15 protein-coding genes are annotated in these 16,125 nt (G+C 63.0%); 10 read left to right on the top strand and 5 right to left on the bottom strand.

Annotation, left to right across the window (positions count from 1 at the left end):
* Positions 1-12: 12 nt before the first annotated feature.
* Complete coding sequence (gene polA / locus ACTIFE_RS05300; protein WP_439528118.1) at positions 13-3,015, top strand: DNA polymerase I; 3,003 nt, start codon at positions 13-15, stop codon at positions 3,013-3,015.
* Positions 3,016-3,044: 29 nt separating this feature from the next.
* On the opposite strand, the gene ACTIFE_RS05295 is transcribed toward polA, so the two are convergent.
* Together ACTIFE_RS05295 and ACTIFE_RS05290 are read right to left on the bottom strand one after the other, a co-directional pair.
* A complete protein-coding gene (locus tag ACTIFE_RS05295) occupies positions 3,045-4,004 on the bottom strand; it encodes a methylated-DNA--[protein]-cysteine S-methyltransferase (RefSeq protein WP_439528117.1) in 960 nt (319 codons plus the stop codon).
* Positions 4,005-4,089: 85 nt separating this feature from the next.
* A complete protein-coding gene (locus ACTIFE_RS05290; RefSeq protein ID WP_439528116.1) occupies positions 4,090-5,538 on the bottom strand; it encodes an aminotransferase class V-fold PLP-dependent enzyme in 1,449 nt (482 codons plus the stop codon).
* A 119-nt stretch (positions 5,539-5,657) separates the two neighbouring features.
* On the opposite strand from ACTIFE_RS05290, the gene ACTIFE_RS05285 reads away from it, so the two are divergent.
* Positions 5,658-6,128, top strand: coding sequence for an Lrp/AsnC family transcriptional regulator (locus ACTIFE_RS05285; protein WP_439528115.1), 471 nt, complete (start codon positions 5,658-5,660; stop codon positions 6,126-6,128).
* 142 nt (positions 6,129-6,270) lie between these two features.
* On the top strand, positions 6,271-7,689 hold the full coding sequence (gene creD, locus ACTIFE_RS05280; protein ID WP_439528114.1) for a cell envelope integrity protein CreD: 1,419 nt from the start codon (positions 6,271-6,273) through the stop codon (positions 7,687-7,689).
* An 11-nt stretch (positions 7,690-7,700) separates the two neighbouring features.
* On the opposite strand, the gene pyrF is transcribed toward creD, so the two are convergent.
* Positions 7,701-8,429, bottom strand: coding sequence for an orotidine-5'-phosphate decarboxylase (gene pyrF, locus ACTIFE_RS05275; RefSeq protein WP_439528113.1), 729 nt, complete (start codon positions 8,427-8,429; stop codon positions 7,701-7,703).
* Between the two features lie 235 nt (positions 8,430-8,664).
* Here pyrF and hisB point away from each other — a divergent pair, with 235 nt between their 5' ends.
* The 4 genes from hisB to hisA are packed head-to-tail and all read left to right on the top strand — an operon-like array spanning position 8,665 to position 11,180.
* Complete coding sequence (hisB, locus tag ACTIFE_RS05270; RefSeq protein WP_439528112.1) at positions 8,665-9,258, top strand: imidazoleglycerol-phosphate dehydratase HisB; 594 nt, start codon at positions 8,665-8,667, stop codon at positions 9,256-9,258.
* Positions 9,259-9,270: 12 nt separating this feature from the next.
* Positions 9,271-9,771 (top strand): DUF2628 domain-containing protein, encoded by a 501-nt coding sequence (locus tag ACTIFE_RS05265; RefSeq protein WP_439528111.1) that lies wholly within the window; start codon positions 9,271-9,273, stop codon positions 9,769-9,771.
* Positions 9,768-10,421: an imidazole glycerol phosphate synthase subunit HisH gene (hisH, locus tag ACTIFE_RS05260; protein ID WP_439528110.1), complete on the top strand. Its 654-nt coding sequence runs from the start codon at positions 9,768-9,770 to the stop codon at positions 10,419-10,421. The genes ACTIFE_RS05265 and hisH overlap by 4 nt, the downstream gene beginning before the upstream one ends.
* A 21-nt stretch (positions 10,422-10,442) precedes the next feature.
* Positions 10,443-11,180 carry a 1-(5-phosphoribosyl)-5-[(5-phosphoribosylamino)methylideneamino]imidazole-4-carboxamide isomerase gene (gene hisA, locus ACTIFE_RS05255; RefSeq protein ID WP_439528109.1) on the top strand — a complete coding sequence of 246 codons (738 nt, stop codon included), beginning with the start codon at positions 10,443-10,445 and terminating at the stop codon, positions 11,178-11,180.
* 141 nt (positions 11,181-11,321) lie between these two features.
* Here the strand turns inward: hisA and ACTIFE_RS05250 are convergent, their stop codons facing one another.
* Positions 11,322-12,059 carry a DUF3800 domain-containing protein gene (locus tag ACTIFE_RS05250; RefSeq protein WP_439528108.1) on the bottom strand — a complete coding sequence of 246 codons (738 nt, stop codon included), beginning with the start codon at positions 12,057-12,059 and terminating at the stop codon, positions 11,322-11,324.
* Between the two features lie 45 nt (positions 12,060-12,104).
* On the opposite strand from ACTIFE_RS05250, the gene hisF reads away from it, so the two are divergent.
* The 3 genes from hisF to coaA all read left to right on the top strand — a co-directional run bounded on the left by hisF (position 12,105) and on the right by coaA (position 14,321).
* Positions 12,105-12,884, top strand: a complete 780-nt coding sequence (gene hisF / locus ACTIFE_RS05245) for an imidazole glycerol phosphate synthase subunit HisF (protein WP_268137749.1) — start codon at positions 12,105-12,107, stop codon at positions 12,882-12,884.
* A gap of 54 nt (positions 12,885-12,938) precedes the next feature.
* Positions 12,939-13,262, top strand: coding sequence for a phosphoribosyl-ATP diphosphatase (locus ACTIFE_RS05240; protein ID WP_439528107.1), 324 nt, complete (start codon positions 12,939-12,941; stop codon positions 13,260-13,262).
* A 93-nt stretch (positions 13,263-13,355) separates the two neighbouring features.
* On the top strand, positions 13,356-14,321 hold the full coding sequence (gene coaA, locus ACTIFE_RS05235) for a type I pantothenate kinase (RefSeq protein WP_439528106.1): 966 nt from the start codon (positions 13,356-13,358) through the stop codon (positions 14,319-14,321).
* A gap of 92 nt (positions 14,322-14,413) precedes the next feature.
* Here coaA and ACTIFE_RS05230 read toward each other — a convergent pair whose 3' ends face one another.
* Positions 14,414-16,099, bottom strand: coding sequence for a methyl-accepting chemotaxis protein (locus tag ACTIFE_RS05230; protein ID WP_439528105.1), 1,686 nt, complete (start codon positions 16,097-16,099; stop codon positions 14,414-14,416).
* Positions 16,100-16,125: the final 26 nt, after the last annotated feature.

The following is a 16,125-nucleotide window of genomic DNA, read 5'->3' as shown; positions in this document are numbered from 1 at the left end:
GGCCAAGCGGGCATGATCCGCGCCATGTCGAACGATGCTTCCTCCCCCGCGCTCACCGCTGACGACCACCTCATTCTGGTCGACGGTTCCACCTTCATTTTCCGCGCCTATCACGCGCTGCCGCCGCTGACGCGCAAGTCGGACGGGCTGCCGGTTGGTGCGGTCTCCGGCTTCTGCAACATGCTGTGGAAGCTCTTGACCGAAGGCTTGACGCCGGAAAAAGGCGATGAGCCGACCCATTTTGCGGTCATCTTCGACCATTCGTCCAAGACGTTCCGGAGTGACATTTATCCGGCCTACAAGGCCCAGCGCCCGGCGCCCCCAGAAGACCTGATCCCGCAGTTCGGCCTGATCCGCACTGCCACCCGTGCCTTCAATGTGCCCTCGATCGAGCAGGAAGGCTTTGAAGCCGACGACCTGATCGCCACCTATGCCCGCCAGGCGGCGGAGATGGGCGCGCGCGTCACCATCGTGTCCGGTGACAAGGATCTCATGCAGTTGATCGGTCCCCGCGTCGGCATGATCGACACGATGAAGAACAAGGTCATCGGCGAGCCGGAGGTGTTCGAGAAATTTGGCGTCGGACCGGACAAGGTGATCGAGGTCCAGTCGCTGGCCGGTGACAGTGTCGACAATGTGCCCGGCGTTCCCGGCATCGGCCTAAAGACGGCCGCGCAGCTCATTCTCGAATTCGGCGACCTGGAGACGCTGCTCGCCAACGCGCACACGATCAAACAGACCAAGCGCCGCGAAAACCTGATCGAATTTGCCGAGCAGGCCCGGATCTCCAAGCAGCTGGTGACGCTCAAGACCGATGTGCCAGTGCTCATTCCGGTTACGGACCTCGCCGTCGAATCAGTCAACGGCCCGCAGGCCGTCGGTTTCCTTAAGGCCATGCAATTCACCACCCTCACCCGCCGCGTCGCCGAGGCAACCGGAGCGGAAGTCGTCAACATCGAGCCGTCGGAGTTCGAGATTGCCGGCTGGCACACACCCGATGCCAAGGGCCGCCAGATGGAGCGCGGCGAGACCGCCGCTCCGGTCGATATCTCGGACGCCTCGGCAAGCCAGCGTTCGGCAGCCGTCTCGACCGACGTTCCTGCCGGATTGATGACGGCGCAGGCACTGGTCGAAGGCCGACAGAACGAGGCGCGCGGCCTGAAGATTGACCATGCCGGGTATGAAGCCGTCCGCGACATCGACAGACTACGGGCCTGGGTTGCCGAGGCGACCGAAGTTGGCCTTGTTGCCTTCGACACGGAGACCACATCGCTCGATGCGATGCAGGCCGATCTTGTCGGCGTATCGCTCGCAACCCGGCCAGGTCACGCCTGCTATGTGCCGCTTGGCCATGTGGACGGCGAGGGCGATCTGCTGGGAGGCGGTGGCCTCGTTCCAGGCCAGATCCCGCTGCGTGATGCACTCGATGTGTTGAAGCCGCTGCTGGAAGATCCCGGCGTGCTGAAAATCGGCCAGAACCTCAAGTATGACTATCTCCTGATGCTGCGCTACGGCGTTGCCATCGGCCCGCTCGACGACACCATGCTGCTGTCCTATGCGCTGGACGCCGGCAAGGGCGGCAACGGCATGGACGAGCTGTCCGACCGCTGGCTCGGGCATACACCGATCTCGTTCAAGGACGTTGCGGGATCAGGCAAGTCGATGATCACCTTCGACAAGGTGGCCATCGACAAGGCAACCGCCTATGCCGCCGAGGATGCCGATGTCACCCTGCGGCTCTGGCGCGTGCTGAAGCCGCGGCTGGCTGCCGAAGCCATGGCGACCGTTTACGAAACGCTGGAGCGGCCGATGGTCCCGGTGCTCGCCCGTATGGAACGGCGTGGCATCTCCATCGACCGGCAGATGCTCTCGCGGCTTTCAGGCGAATTCGCGCAAGGCATGGCCGCCGTCGAAGCGGAAATCTATGCGCTGGCGGGCGAGACCTTCAACATCGGCTCGCCAAAACAGCTAGGCGATATCCTGTTCGGGCGGATGGGCCTGCCCGGCGGCAAGAAAACCAAGACCGGAGCCTGGTCGACAGCCGTTTCGGTCCTGGATGATCTCGCTGCCGAGGGTCACGAACTGCCGGTGAAAATCGTCGAATGGCGCCAGCTCGCCAAGCTGAAGTCCACCTACACCGACGCGTTGCCCGGCTACATTCATCCCGAGACAAAGCGCGTCCACACATCCTACTCGCTGGCCTCGACCACGACCGGGCGCCTGTCCTCGTCGGAGCCGAACCTGCAGAACATTCCGGTCCGCACAGAAGCCGGCCGCAAGATCCGCAAGGCGTTCGTGGCAGACAAGGGCCGCAAGCTGATCTCGGCCGACTACAGCCAGATCGAGCTGCGCGTGCTGGCGCATATCGCCGATATCCCGCAGCTGAAGAAGGCGTTTGCGGACGGTCTCGACATCCACGCCATGACGGCGAGCGAGATGTTCGGCGTGCCGGTGAAGGACATGGATCCGATGGTTCGCCGCCGCGCCAAGGCGATCAATTTCGGGATCATCTATGGCATCTCGGCCTTCGGCCTTGCCGCCCAGCTTGGCATCTCGCGTGGCGAAGCGAGCGACTACATCAAGATGTATTTCCAGCGCTTCCCCGGCATCCGCGACTACATGGAAGCCGTGAAGCGGGAGGTGCACGACAAGGGCTATGTCACCACCATCTTCGGCCGCAAGGCGCACTATCCGGACGTGAACACATCCAATCCGTCGATGCGCGCCTTCTTCGAGCGGGCCGCCATCAACGCACCGATCCAAGGGTCGGCCGCTGATATCCTGCGCCGGGCGATGGTGCGGATGGAGGGCGCGCTCGCTGTGGCCGGATCATCGGCAGAGATGCTGCTGCAGGTTCACGATGAACTGATCTTCGAGGTGGACGAGGCAGGCGTCGACACAGCCATTCCGGTCATCCGCTCCATCATGGAAGGGGCCTGCGAACCATTGATCCGCCTCTCGGTGCCGCTGCAGGTGGATGCCCGCGCCGCCGATACCTGGGACGAAGCACACTGACCTGATCAGCGCCGGTATAGGGCCAGTGCTCAGCCCGCCTGCAACACCGGCCCCGTCAATCCAGCCTCCCAGCCGAGGATCGCCCGCTTGCGGGTCAGGCCCCAGTGATAGCCGCAGAGGCCGCCGGTGCGGCCGAGCACCCGGTGGCAGGGCACGACGAAGGAAATCGGGTTGCGCCCGACCGCCGTGCCCACCGCCCGCGCCGCGCTGGACTTGCCGAGGCTGCGGGCGATGTCGGAATAGGTGGTGGCCCGGCCCATTGGGATCTTCAGCAGCGTCTGCCACACCCGGATCTCGAAATCCGTGCCGATGAAGACGACGTTGAGCGGCGTGTCGGATGCCCATGCTGAAGGATCGAAAACCCGCACGGCATAGGGAAGCGTTGCCTCCTGGTCCGCAACGAAACTGGCGGCCGGCCAGCGGCTGCTCATGTCCTCGAAGGCTGACGTTTCCTCACCCGGATCGGCAAAGGCAAGGCCTGCCAGTCCCCGCTCGGTGATCATCAGCAGCACCTGACCAAAGGGGCAAGGGTGGAAGCCGTAGCGGATGGTGACGCCGGCGCCGCGGCTGCGGTAGTCGCCCGGTGTCATCGCCTCATGGGTCACGAACAGGTCGTGCAGCCGGGCGGGACCGGACAGGCCAACCTCGTAGGACGTGTCAAGGATGCTGGCTGCATCGCGCAGCAGCGCGCGAGCGTGGTCAAGCGTGATCGCCTGGACGAACTGCTTCGGCGTCAGGCCGGCCCAGCGCGAGAACACCCGCTGCAGCTGGATCGGCTGCAGACCAACCTGCCGCGCCAGATCATCCAGCTGCGGCTGATCGCGCCAGGTCTCGGTGATGCGTTCCAGCGTCTCGCGCACGACCTGATAGTCCCGCGCTGCATCCTCGCCGGTGGCGATGGCAGGGATCAGCTCGGCGCTGACCGCATTGGCGCGGGCAGTCGCCAGATCTGTGGCGGCAAACAGGTCGGACTGGGAAGCATTGGCCATCTGGATCACTCGGCAAAGTCTGGCATTGGATACTGCCTGACCTTACCCCGCCCTGCCCCGGTTCAGCCACCCGATATGCGAGGGCTCAGCCGGCCTTGCGGAACCGCGCGGTGCGCGGATCGCCGACATAGAGCTTGGCCAGTTCCTGACCATCGCGGGCGAGCTGTGCCACGCTCTCGTGGATGAAACGCGCGGTGGTATCATCCATCAGATAGCTGAAGTTAAGCCGTATCCAGCCCGGCTTCTCCATCTCCTCGCCGGCCTGGATCGAGGCACGAAGTTCTTCCGACCGCGCCTGGTCAATGCCGAGCAGCCGGTGTGCATAGGGTCCGGCGCAGGCGCAGCCGCCGCGCGCCTGGATGCCGTGGAAGTCCGACAGCATCCGCGTGAACAGCTGCGGATGCACCCGGTTGCCGGCCGCATCCTCGATCTGGAAGGCGAAGATCGGCAGGCGGTCCCGCTTGTCGCCTGCAAGGATCTTCAGGCTCGGGTGTCCGGCCCAGGCCTTGAAGGCCATCCGGGCGAGAGCCTTGTCGCGGGAGAGGATGAAGTCCTCGCCAACGGTGTCCTTGATCAGGAAGGCAAGGCCGGCGCGGATGTCGCCGACGACATTCGGCGTGCCGGCTTCCTCACGGGCGGCCAGCGAGGCGGAATAGTCGTGCCCCCAGGGCGAGACGAAAGACACGGTGCCGCCGCCGGGCCAGGTCGGCTTCACCGCCCGGACGGCCGAATTGCGGATGATCAGGACGCCCGAGGCTCCCGGTCCGCCAGGGAACTTGTGCGGCGAAACGACGATGGCATCCCTGGCACAGTCGCTGCCGGAGTTCATGCGGATCGGCAGGTAGGGGCCGCCGCCGGCATAGTCCCACAGTGCCAGCGCCCCATGCGCCTTGAGCAGCCGCGTGACGGCGTCGGCATCGGTCAGGAGACCGGTGACGTTGGAGGCGGCGGAAAAGGCACCGACGACGAGAGGCCGGCCAGCCAGCCGGATCAGCTCGGCTTCCAGTTGGGCCATGTCCGGCCCGCCCACGGCAGACTCGGCAATCTCGATGACCTCGGCGCCGCTTTCGCGCCACGGCAGAATGTTGGAATGATGCTCATAGGGGCCGATCAGGACGGCTGCACGGTCGTTGCCAACAGCGCCCTGCAGACCTGTGACACCGAACAGGCTGGCCGCCCGGTTAACGGCCGCTGTCGCGCCCGAGCCGGTGAAGATGACGGTGCAGTCCTCGCCCGCACCGGTAACCTCGGCGATCAGGGCCCGTGCCTCGCGCCGCAGCTGGGTCATCCGCGCGCCGCACCAGGACGCCTCCGTGTGGCTGTTGGCGTAATAGGGCAGCACCTCGGAGAGAATGAACTCTTCCACTTGCCGCAGGGCCCGGCCGGAGGCGGTGTAATCCGCATATACCAGCTTGCGCGACCCAAACGCGCCTTCGATCTCGATGCCTTCGCCGATCAGTCCCACGCGCAACGTCTCAACGAGCGACGCGTTTGCGGCCAGGTGGTCACGGAAATCGGCAAGGGACATCGGCATGGCGGGCATCCTGCAAAAGAGCGAATGCGGAAGAATTTATGCGAAACCCCTTGAGAGAAATTCCAAAGTTTCACACAGTATGGATCATTCACGTAGATTTTGTTCGAGAAGACGCCGCAATGATTGATCAGTTCAACAAGGCCATTCTGAAGGCCTTGCAGCAGGACGGCAGCCTGACCCAGCGCGAATTGTCAGAGAAAGTGAACCTGTCTCCCAACGCCTGCTGGAACCGCATCCAGACGATGAAGAAAGAGGGCGTGATCACCGGCCAGACCGTGCAGCTCGATCGCACCCGGCTCGGGCTGGATCTGGTGGTGTTTGCCATGATCCGCACCCGGCATCACTCGGCTGAATGGCTTGAGACCTTCCGGCGCCATGTGCAGACCATTCCCGAGGTCATCGACTTCTTCCGCATTGGCGGGGACTACGACTACCTGCTCAAGGTCGTCACCCGCGACATGGCCAGCTACGACGCGGTCTATCGCCGTCTGATTGCAGGTGTCGAACTGGACAGCGTGACGTCCTATTTCGCGATGGAAGCCATTGAGGAACAGCGGCCCCTGCCGATCCAGGAAACCCGCGAGCAGTAAACCCGGCAGAAATCGTGATCCCGGTCACACATGTCCAAAAGGGCCACAGCGCCGCCGCGAAGAAATCTCCAAACCATCATCTGAAACGCCAAGATCAAGCGCCTGATCATCCTGCACTTCCATTTCGAGAAGGCTTTTGATCATGACGGTTTCACATTCCCCCGCTGCTTTACCGCGTGCGACACGCCGGCTCTCTTCATCGCCGGCGTTCAAGGCTGCCATTATTTCGGTCCTGACGCTGGCCCTGCTCGTCCCCAGCCTGCTCGTGCAGGATCTGGTCCGCGAACGAAAACTGCGGGCCGGTTCCGTCGCTGACGCCATCGCCCGGGACTGGGGTGGCACACAAGCCATTCAAGGTCCGGTTCTTGTCGTCCCATTTCTCGAGGAGGTCGAGCGGGATGAAATCCAGAACGGTGTCACCGTGCGCAAGCGCGACCTGCACCGACGGGCAGCATTTCTCCTGCCACAGGAGCTGACGGTGCGGGTCAACGCCCAGACGGAACTGAGGCAGTTGTCGATTTACAGCTTGCCAGTCTATCAGGCTGACATCCGTCTCGAAGGTCGCTTCTCGCCTCTCGATGCCGGGAGTTTCCGCCCAAAGTTCGAAGGCCGCATCGTCCCATCCGGCGACCCGGCCTATCTCGCTGCGTCAATCTCGGAGCTGAAGGCCGTAAAATCGGACATTTCACTGAGCATTGATGGCGGCCAGCCGCGCCTGTTCGATCCCGGTTCCGGCGACCTGTCGCTATCCGGCAGGGCAGCCCAGTCGATCCAGACACCGCTGACATCGGCTGAAGTCGCAACGGGTTTCCGTTTTGAAATCCCGCTGCTTCTGAATGGCTCCGGCTCATTTCATATTGCGCCCTCTGGCCGAACCACACGCGTCGAGATCACGTCAAACTGGCCGCACCCCGGTTTCAGCGGCGGGTTTCTGCCGGATCAGCGCGAGATAAACCCCGATGGGTTTACCGCATCCTGGTCGATCCCCTACCTCGCCCGAGGCTTGCCGGACCTGATGATGGACAGCAGTCTGCCGTTTTCATCTCAGATGCTGGGCGTAACCTTTGTCGAGCAGGTGGACCTTTATCAGACCGTTGAGCGCTCGGTGAAATACGCGATTTTCTTTGTCACGCTCACTTTTCTGGCGGTTTTCCTGCTGGAACTGCGCGCCCCGGGTCAGGTGCACTGGATCCAGTACGGGCTGACAGGGATGGCGCTGGTGGTGTTCTATGTGCTGTTGCTCGCCCTGTCGGAGCACATCGGCTACGACCTCGCTTATCTCATGGCTGCGACGGCAGTTTCGGGCCTCATTGCTGTCTATGTCGGGTTTCTCGTTGCAAGTAGAAAGGCGGGCGCGCTGATGGCTGCAGTTCTCGCAAGCATCTACGGCACTCTGTACCTCCTAATGCGAGAAGAAGACTATGCTCTGCTGGTCGGCTCGTTCATCGCCTTCCTAGCCGTCGCAATCACGATGTTTGCAACGCGCCGGCTGGATTGGTCAGGTACGATCAAGGCCCATGTATCCGGAGATCAACCCGACAAGACACCCGACCCGGCTTGACCACCCGACTGTCACAGCGCCGAGGCAATCTCTTCGACGATGGCTTCGGCGGCCCGGCGCGGATCGGCAGCCCGGCTGATCGGCCGGCCGATGACGAGATAGTCCGACCCTGCGCGGATCGCGTCCGCCGGGGTCATCACGCGCTTCTGGTCGCCGTGGTCGCTGCCGGCGGGGCGCACGCCCGGTGTCACGATCACCAGCTCTTCGCCAACCAGCGGCCGCACCAGCGGCGCTTCCAGCGGAGAACAGACGAGGCCGCCCATTCCGGCAGCGCGGGCATCGGCGGCCCGGCTGGTGACGAGATCGCGCACCGGCTTGCCGTAGCCGGCGGCAGCCACGTCCGCCTCGTCCATTGAGGTGAGCACGGTGACGCCGAGCAGGCAGAGATCGGTGACGCCTGTGTCCTCAAGCGCGGTCACGGCGGCGCGCATGGTCTTCGGATAGGCATGCAGCGTCACGAAGCGCACGCCCATGCGGGCGATGTTGCGCACGGCGCTGGCGATGGTGTTGTCGATGTCGAGCAGCTTCACATCGAGAAACACGTCGATGCCCTCGCCCGCCAGTTCACGGGCCAGATCCAGTCCGCCGGCAAACTGCAGCTCCATGCCGATCTTGTAGACGCCGACCGCCCCTTTGGTCGCCGCGATCAGGTCCCGCGCCTCGGTGACGGTCGGCACGTCCAGCGGCAACACGAGCCGGCCGGTGGCGGACTGCGGGGCAAAGGGGTTGCGGCGCGTCATGGGGGGCTCCTTCCGGGTCGGCGACGATGACGGGGAAATAGTTGCTGCGGTTTAGTATCAGCCGTCCTGATCCTGCGCTAGCAGTTTGCCGCTGGGAACAAAACTGCGGCCCCGTGTTTCTGCCGGTCTGCAGCCAATGGACTGACCAGTCCATTTTTGTTTCAATGACTTCCCGCGCCTGCTAAAACACCGCGGTTTCGTCGGTGCCCCTCACCGGCTGAGGGAAGGACGACAGATGCGCACAGCGACGATCTCGCGCAACACCAAGGAAACCCGCATCGAGGTGGAGATCAACCTGGATGGCACCGGCGCCTATGACGTGGCGACGGGCGTCGGTTTCTTTGACCATATGCTGGAACAGCTTGCGCGGCATTCGCTGATCGACATCAAGATCCGCGCCGAAGGCGACACCCACATCGATTTCCATCACACGGTCGAGGATGTCGGCATCGCGCTCGGTCAGTCCCTGGCCCTGGCGCTGGGCGACATGTCCGGCATCACCCGTTACGCCGACACGCATCTGGCCATGGATGAGGCGCTGACCCGCTGCGCGCTGGATGTGTCGGGCCGGCCTTTCCTCGTCTGGCAGGTCGAGTTCCCGCGCCCGAAGGTCGGGGACTTCGACACGGAGCTGTTCGAGGAGTTCTTCCGGGCCTTTGCCATGAATGCCGGGATCACCCTGCATATCGCCAATCTCTATGGCTCCAACTGCCACCATATCGCCGAAACCTGCTTCAAGGCGGTGGCCCGGACCCTGCGCAAGGCCATCGAGGTCGATCCGCGCCAGGCCGGCCGCGTTCCCACCACCAAGGGCCAGCTCGGCGGCTGAACGAGGCGAGACATGAGCGTTTACATGGTGATGCTTCCGCCCGAAGCGGATGCGGTCGCGCCGTCCGGCCTGCCGTCGCCGCGTGCGGCGGAGCGGGTCGTGTTCGTGCGCGACGGGTTTTCGGCGCTGGCCTTCGTCTTTTCCGGGCTCTGGATGCTCTGGAACCGGCTTTGGCTGCCGTTTCTCGGGTATCTGGTGCTGACGCTGGGCCTGGAGCTCGGCACGCTAGCGCTCGGCAACTCCGTTCCTGGCATTGCGGCCTTCTGCGCCAGCCTGCTGATCGGCTTCGAGGCCGGCACCCTGCGCCGCTGGCAGCTTGAGCGGCGCGGCTACCGCTTTGCCGCGGTCGTCGCCGCAGACACCGCCGAGGAAGCCGAAATCCGTTACTTCATGGGCACGCAGACCCCGCGTCCCGTTTCTCCCCGCCCGTCTGCGCCGGTCGGCGGCATCGTTCCGCGCATCGGCACCCAACCGGTCGTCGGTCTCACGCTTGGCCAGGGAGGCATCCGTTGAGCGTCGCCATCATCGATTACGGCTCCGGCAACCTGCGCTCCGCCGCCAAGGCCTTCGAACGCGCGGCCCGCGAACATGCGCGTGCCCCGGATGTGTTTGTGACGGCCGATCCCGACCGCGTGGCGAGGGCGGACCGCATCGTGCTGCCGGGCGTCGGCGCCTATGCCGACTGCCGCCGTGGCCTTGACGCCGTCTCCGGCATGACCGAGGCGTTGGAAGAGGCGGTCCGTGGCAAGGGACGGCCGTTCCTCGGCATTTGCGTCGGCATGCAGCTGATGGCCTCGCGCGGGCTCGAGTTCGAGACCGTGGCTGGCCTCGACTGGATCCCGGGCGATGTCACGGCCATGCAGCCTTCTGACCCGTCGCTGAAGATACCGCACATGGGCTGGAACACGATTTCCGTCCGTCCGGAGAGCCATCCGGTTCTCAGGGGTCTCGATGTTGGCCCCGATGGCCTGCACGCCTATTTCGTCCATTCGTTCCATTTCGCCTGCACGAAGGACGAGCATCGGCTGGCCACCTTCGACTACGCCGGCAGCTTCACCGCCATGGTGGCACGCGACAACATGGTGGGCACGCAGTTCCACCCGGAAAAAAGCCAGCATCTCGGCCTCGGCCTGATCGCAAATTTCCTGGACTGGGCGCCCTGAGCGGCGCGGGAGCACGACAGCATGATTCTCTTCCCCGCCATCGACCTCAAGGACGGCCAGTGCGTTCGCCTGAAGCTCGGCGACATGAACGAGGCCACCGTCTTCAACGACAACCCCGGTGCCCAGGCCAAGACCTTCGAGGACCAGGGCTTCGAATGGCTGCATGTGGTCGACCTCAACGGCGCCTTTGCCGGCGAGAGCCGCAATGGCGCCGCCGTGGACGCTATCCTCGCTGCAACGAAGAACCCGGTGCAGCTGGGTGGCGGCATCCGCACATTGGCCCATGTCGAGGCCTGGCTTGCCAAGGGCATCGCCCGCGTCATCCTCGGCACAGTCGCGGTGCGTGATCCGGAGCTGGTCAAGGCAGCCTGCAAGGCCTTTCCGGGCAAGGTCGCCGTCGGCATCGACGCCCGCGGCGGCCATGTGGCTGTCGAGGGCTGGGCCGAGACTTCGGAACTCACCGCCGTCGATCTCGCCCGCCGCTTCGAGGACGCCGGTGTTTCCGCGATCATCTATACCGACATCGACCGGGACGGCGTGCTGAAGGGCCTCAACATCCCCTCGACGCTGGAACTCGCCCGCGCAGTCTCTATCCCGATCATCGCCTCCGGCGGGCTTGCCTCCATCGACGACATCCATCGCCTGCTGCAGCCGGATTGCGCCATCCTTGAAGGCGCGATCTCCGGCCGCGCGCTTTATGACGGCCGGCTCAACCCGGCCGAGGCGATGCGCCTGATCCGGGCGGCAAGGGAAAGCTGAATCAGATGAAAGGGTTGGGACTGTTTACTTAAGCCTATGAAAAGGCTTGACAAAATTTGAAAAGCCCTTATCTTTGATCTAAATGGATTGGGGGTTCCCGGTCGGCGTCAGGCTCTGGAGTAATCCGGGGCCTTTCGCTTTTCAGGCGAAGATTCCACGTCCTTTCGCATCCAGGGATATGCCGCCGATCATCTTTTGGGACAGGATCTCGAGGGCCCGGTTCGGCTGACCCTTGCGGAAAACGCTGAGGGCCAGGGGCCGGGCGGTTAGATCAGCAATCTGTAGACCCGTTGAATTGGATTTCTTGTCGAGAAAAATCACCTCAAAACCGGGCATTGGCTTCCGGATCTGGTTGTCTCCGGCAATGATCCGGCGAAAGGCCAGTTCCAGTTCCTGATCCTCACGTGCCCCGCGCTTCTCGAAGATGAAGAACGTCCGCCTGCCGGCTTCCTTCTTCGCCTTGAGGAACTGGTAAACCTTCACAAGACAGACCCCGAGAGCGATGGCGTAGGGATTGTCCGGAAAGAAATCGAGCTTCAGCTCACTTTTCAGGATGACGCATCCGGCGATCCGGACGGACGAAGCCTCGATGCAGTCCGACACATCTTGCAGGAAGCTTTCGCGCAGCCTCTGATCAGTGAAAAGCCTGAAATCGCCCTTCTGCTTTCTGATCTCGTGCTCGTGTAGAATGACCGCATCATGGCCGAAGTAGTGGAACTTGATCCGCTGGAAGCGGGGAACGATCTGACTGCAATAGCTTGATTTTTTAAAGCCACAGAGCGACAAGGCAAAAAGTGGGAAGTTCACGTCGATGGACGTCAGCGAATGATCGCCGCTTTCGTCTGCATAGAAGATGTAAGAGCTGTCTGCCTCTGCCATTCAGATTCCATATCTGCGTGGCCATGAAATTGCAAAGGCCCGCGCATGACCCTCAAGGCCCGCATCATCCCCTGTCTCGATGTCAAGGACGGCCGCGTCGTCAAGGGCGTCAACTTCGTCGATCTGGTCGATGCCGGCGATCCGGTGGAGGCTGCCAAGGCCTATGACGCTGCCGGCGCCGACGAACTCTGCTTCCTCGACATCACGGCGAGCAGCGACGGCCGCGACACGATCTATGACGTGGTGCGCCGCACCGCCGAGGCCTGCTTCATGCCGGTGACCGTCGGCGGCGGCGTGCGCAAGGTGGAAGACATCCGCAAACTGCTCAACGCGGGCGCGGACAAGGTGTCGATCAACACCGCTGCCGTCACCAACCCGGACTTCGTGCGCGAGGCGGCCGAGAAGTTCGGTTCGCAGTGCATCGTCGTCTCCATCGATGCCAAGCAGGTCAGCGCCGAAGGCGAGCCGTATCGCTTCGAGATCTTCACCCATGGCGGACGCAACGCCACCGGTATCGATGCGGTCGAGTTCGCCCGCAAGGTTGTCGAACTGGGCGCAGGCGAGCTGCTGGTAACCTCGATGGACCGCGACGGCACCAAGGCCGGCTACAATATCCCGCTGACCCGGGCCATCGCCGATGCGGTGCCGGTGCCCGTGATCGCCTCGGGCGGTGTCGGAACGCTCGACCATCTGGTGGACGGTGTGCGCGATGGCCACGCCACCGCCGTGCTGGCCGCCTCGATCTTCCACTTCGGCACTTACACCATCGCAGAGGCCAAGGCGCATATGGCTGCCGCCGGGATACCTATGCGAATGGATACCTGATTTGCGAAAAGATCCGGTGTAAGACATTCCCAAACGAGAAAAGACGCTGATCAGATGACCGCCTTTACCCTGGCCGACCTCGACGCCATCGTTGCCACCCGTGCGGCCAGCGAGGACGAGACGTCCTACACCCGCAAACTGGTCGGCAAGGGCGTTGGTAAATGCGCCCAGAAGCTGGGCGAGGAAGCCGTGGAGGCGGCCATCGCCGCTGTTCAGGGCGACCGCGACGGCCTAAAGGGCGAGGCTGCCGATCTTCTGTTTCATCTGCTCGTCGTGCTTAAGGTCTGCGACGTACCTCTGTCTGCCGTCATGGCAGAACTGGCCGCAAGGACCGGACGCACGGGGCTTGAGGAAAAGGCATCCCGCCCGGCGGACTGACCCCGCACCGGCGCCCTAGCCGCTCCCCGGACCATCGGCCCGGGGCACTGCCCCTGAATCGTATGGAACATACGCCTGAAACCGGGACCGCCGATGGACCAGACCACTCCCCGTGCCGACAGCATGGACCTTTCGCCCTACCGGGTTTTCACCATGGCAGAATGGGCGCGTTTGCGTGCCGATACGCCAATGACGCTGACGGCTGTCGAGGTGGACGAGCTGCGCGGCCTCAATGACCCGATCTCGATGGGCGACGTGGAAAGCGTCTACCTGCCCCTGTCGCGGCTTCTGGCCTATTACGCAGAGGCAACACTGATCCTGCATCAGGCGACCAAGCGCTTCCTGGGAGTGGAGGAGGGCAAGACACCCTTCATCATCGGCATTGCCGGATCGGTTGCGGTCGGCAAGTCGACCACATCCCGCATCCTGCGCGCACTCCTTGCGCGCTGGCCCGCGAGCCCGAAAGTCGATCTGATCACCACCGATGGCTTCCTGTTTCCCAATGCGGTGCTGGAACAGGAAGGCCTGATGCAGCGCAAGGGCTTTCCGGAAAGCTTCGACCGGCCGGCACTGCTGAAGTTCCTGTCAGATATCAAGGCCGGCAAGCGCAACGTTGCAGCTCCGGTCTATTCCCACTTCTACTATGACGTGATGCCCGGACAGACTGTAACCGTCGACAAGCCGGATATTCTCATCGTCGAAGGGCTCAACGTGTTGCAGACGCGCGAGCTGCCCAAGGACGGTCGTGCCGTTCCTTTCGTCTCCGACTTCTTCGATTTCTCGGTCTATATCGACGCGCCGGAGGATATGCTGGAGAAGTGGTACATCGACCGCTTCATGCGCCTGCGCGAGACCGCTTTTCGCGATCCCAACTCCTACTTCCACCGCTACTCCCGCATCACGGACAAGGAAGCGCTGGCCAAGGCCAAGAACATCTGGACGAACATCAATCTCCAGAACCTGCGCGACAACATCTTCCCGACCCGGCCGCGTGCGGATCTCATCCTGACCAAGGACGCCAGTCATGGCATCGCCAAGGTGGCGTTGCGCAAGATCTGAGAAGATTAGAGGCCCGGCAGTCCCCTGCATGAAATACAAAACCCCGCCGTGTCCTGCACGGCGGGGTTTGCTTTTTCTGTAGCGACGAGAATTCAGGAAGCCTGACGACGAACACCGCCAAGGAAGTCAGCGACCTGGCGGCGCAACTGGCCGGCATTCTGCTCGAGCTGCTGGGCCGCAGCATCCACCGTGCTGGCGGTCACGCGGGTCGTCTCGGCAGCGCGCGACACTTCACCGATGTTGGACGTCACTTCCATTGTGCCGCGCGAGGCTTCGGTTGCATTCCGGGCGATTTCCGAGGTTGCCGAGCCCTGTTCCTCGACCGACGAGGCAATGGATCCGGCGATGTCATTCATCTGGTCGATGATCTGCGTCACCGAGGAAATCGCCTGGGCGGCCTTCTCGGTTTCCGACTGGATCGCGGAGATCTGGCTCGAGATCTCTTCCGTCGCCTTGGAGGTCTGGGTCGCCAGTTCCTTCACTTCCGCCGCGACGACCGCAAAGCCTCGACCCGCTTCTCCGGCACGGGCCGCTTCGATGGTCGCGTTCAGCGCCAACAGGTTGGTCTGCTCGGCAATCGCCTGGATCAGCGTCACGACTTCGCCGATGCGGCCAGCGGCTTCCGACAGGCCCGTCATGCGCCTGTTGCTGGAACTGGCTTCCGCCGCAGCCTTCGAGGCAATCTGGGTCGACTGTTGCACCTGGCGCCGGATTTCAGCGACGGATGCGGAGAGTTCCTCGGCAGCGGCCGCGACGGTCTCGACGTTGCGGGCAGCCTGTTCCGATGCGGATGTCACGGTTTCCGTTTGACGCGTGGTCCGCTCGGCGCCGCTGATCATCTCGTGAGATGCGTCCTGCAGCTTCTTCACCGATTGCTCGATGACACCCATCATCTGGGTAATCTGGCTGTCAAAGTCGGCACTCAACCGCTGGACTTCCTCGCCGCGGCGCAGTGCTTCTTCCTGACGGGACAACTGGTCACTTTCGAGAGCCTTGCGGGCCTGCTCGTTGCGGACAAAGATCTGCATGGCAGCGGCCATGTGGCCGATCTCGTCGCCGCGGTTCGCGCCCTCGATAGTGATGTTGCTTTCGCCTTCGGCAAGGCGGCTCATGCTTGCAGTCAGGTTGGCAATCGGCCGGCCGATGCTGCGCACAGCGGCAACAGCGACAAGACCGGCGATGACAGCACCCACGGCAGCAATGGCAATAATCACCATCGCCTGGCTCCAGAACGCTGCATCAAGGTCATCTACATAGACACCCGTGCCAATCATCCAGCCCCAGGGAGCAAAACCTTCCGCCCAGCTCCACTTGTCGATGGCAACATCGCTGCCAGGGCGCGGCCAGTCGTAGACCAGTGAGCCACCGCCATTGCGCGCTGCCTTGATCAACTCCATGACAATGCGCGTACCGTCCTGGCTCTTGACCCCGCTCATATCGGTGCCGACGAGTTTGGCGTTGACGTGAACGAGGTTCTTGCCGGCTTCGTCATAGACAAACATGTAGTTGTCGCCGTCGAAACGCATGGCGCCAATCGCCTCCTTGGCGGCGGCCTGCGCCTCGTCGCGAGTCATCGCGCCGCTCTGTTCCTTGGCATGATACCCAGCCGCGATCGCCTGCGATGCCTTGGAGATGGCCCGGATCGAATTCAACCGCTCATCGAGCATAGCCGTGTTCAGCGCGTTCAGGCTGACAAGACCTAGGATCACGGTGAAGGCGAAAATCGTGAAAATCGGTATGGAGATTTTCCAGACCAGGGGCAGGCGGGTAAAAGACATGTTCTGACTTCCCGGTTATTTCTTAC

The organism is Pannonibacter sp. (genome assembly GCF_051860505.1).
Classification (GTDB): Bacteria; Pseudomonadota; Alphaproteobacteria; order Rhizobiales; family Stappiaceae; genus Pannonibacter.
This window is presented reverse-complemented; position numbering and strand designations above follow the sequence as displayed.